This is a genomic window from Paenochrobactrum pullorum (assembly GCF_041929845.1).
Classification (GTDB): domain Bacteria; phylum Pseudomonadota; class Alphaproteobacteria; order Rhizobiales; family Rhizobiaceae; genus Paenochrobactrum; species Paenochrobactrum pullorum.
In genome coordinates, this window is sequence record NZ_JBHEEH010000045.1 from 1 (window position 1) to 1546 (window position 1546).

The following is a 1546-nucleotide window of genomic DNA, read 5'->3' on the forward strand; positions in this document are numbered from 1 at the left end:
GCTTTCCGAAACAATCCGCGCCTTTAAATCGGTCGACCACTGACGATGTTTACCACACTTACTCTGATCTGTTGTGAGAAACTCTATTCGAGGCTCCATGGAGAAACTCCGCTATGTATATTGGCGAAATCTCAATGACAGATCAGAAAAACGAAAAATAGTTGGGGCTTAAACACCGCTTACAGTCCTCTGCGAGTTTGGTCACCCAATTCCGGCTGGGATCGGGCATCTGAAGCGGATTGAAACGATCATCGAGGATGACAACAGCGATCTGCCAGAACTGGTTCGCTAGGAGTGCCGTGACCTTTCGCGTCAAATTGCCGAGAAAACGCAACGAATTGAAGCAAAGGTCAAACAGATCGCCTCTTTGGCGACACAGACAGATTCGGCACGAAGCTTGCAAACTATGCCGGGAGTAGAACCGATGAGTGCGTTGGCCGTTGAAGCTTTCGCACCGCCGATGGACAACTTTAGACATGGCCGAGGTTTTGCAGCATGGTTGAGCCTGGTTCCGAAACAACATTCTTCCGGAGGAAAGGAATGGCTTGGTCGCGTATCGAAGGCCGGACAGGCCGATATCCGAATGCTGGATCAGCCCAGAGGCTGGCCTGCGAAGAGCAATCGCACGGTTTAAAGCCATCAGTGCCAGATCTTTTTTGAGCCTGTCACTTGTTGCCCATCCGCCAATACGCCGCGAGAATAAATCCAGCACAATTGCCAGATAGAGCCAGCCCTCAGCGGTCCAGATATAGCTGATATCAACACCCCATTTCTGATCTGGGCCAGTGCATGTAAAGCCCTGTTCAAGAAGGTTGGGGGCAATCAGACCAGCATGGTTGCTGTCTGTGGTCTTCTTGTAGCGCCGTTTTTGTAGAGCTTTCAGCTTATTTTCCCTCATAAGCCTCGCAACGCGATGACGCCAACATCAATACCAGCCTCCTGGAGTTCTACATGTATGCGTGGAGATCCGTAGGTTTCATGCGATGTCTTAAACTGAGAGCGTATATGGACCAATAAGATCATATCCCTGTTCTGCCGGGAACTGGCTGGACCTCCTCTCCAGGCAAAATAGCTACTTTCACTGACACTAAGACCTGAACAGAGCCGATAGATGGGGAATTCCTTCTTCGCATCATCGATGAATTTAAACTTCATCGACTTCCCTCCTTGGCTAAAAAGTTGCGGCGCGTTTTAATATCTCGTTTTCTTTGCGCAGTCGCGCCAGTTCTTTAGTTACATCCTCATGGGGCCCAGCTAAAAGATCAGCTTCATGAAACTGGCGTTTCCAACGCGTCAGTGTAGAGAGGCCAATTCCAAGGTCCGCGGCGATCTGGCTGATTGTCCGCCCGTTAGTTGCAATAAGCAGGACAGCCTCTTTCTTGAAATCATCCGTAATAACGGGGCGCTTGCTTTTACTCATAGGGGTCTCCTGTTGTATGAAATATTAACAGAAAATCCCTCCATTTTATCGGGGCATGTGTGGACGGCCTCCGTTTGGCAAGATGTTTTTTGATATTTCTGACAAGCTGGTCGAGTGCAGGCATGT

Annotated in this window: 2 pseudogenes; one reads left to right on the forward strand and one right to left on the reverse strand. The window is 49.4% G+C overall.

Annotation, left to right across the window (positions count from 1 at the left end):
• Positions 1–397: 397 nt before the first annotated feature.
• Positions 398–589, forward strand: a pseudogene (locus JNC77_RS17525) (transposase); the annotation flags it as partial.
• Here the strand turns inward: JNC77_RS17525 and JNC77_RS17530 are convergent.
• Positions 571–1420 (reverse strand): annotated as a pseudogene (locus tag JNC77_RS17530) (IS3 family transposase); the annotation flags it as partial. The pseudogenes JNC77_RS17525 and JNC77_RS17530 sit on opposite strands and share 19 nt — an antisense overlap.
• Positions 1421–1546: the final 126 nt, after the last annotated feature.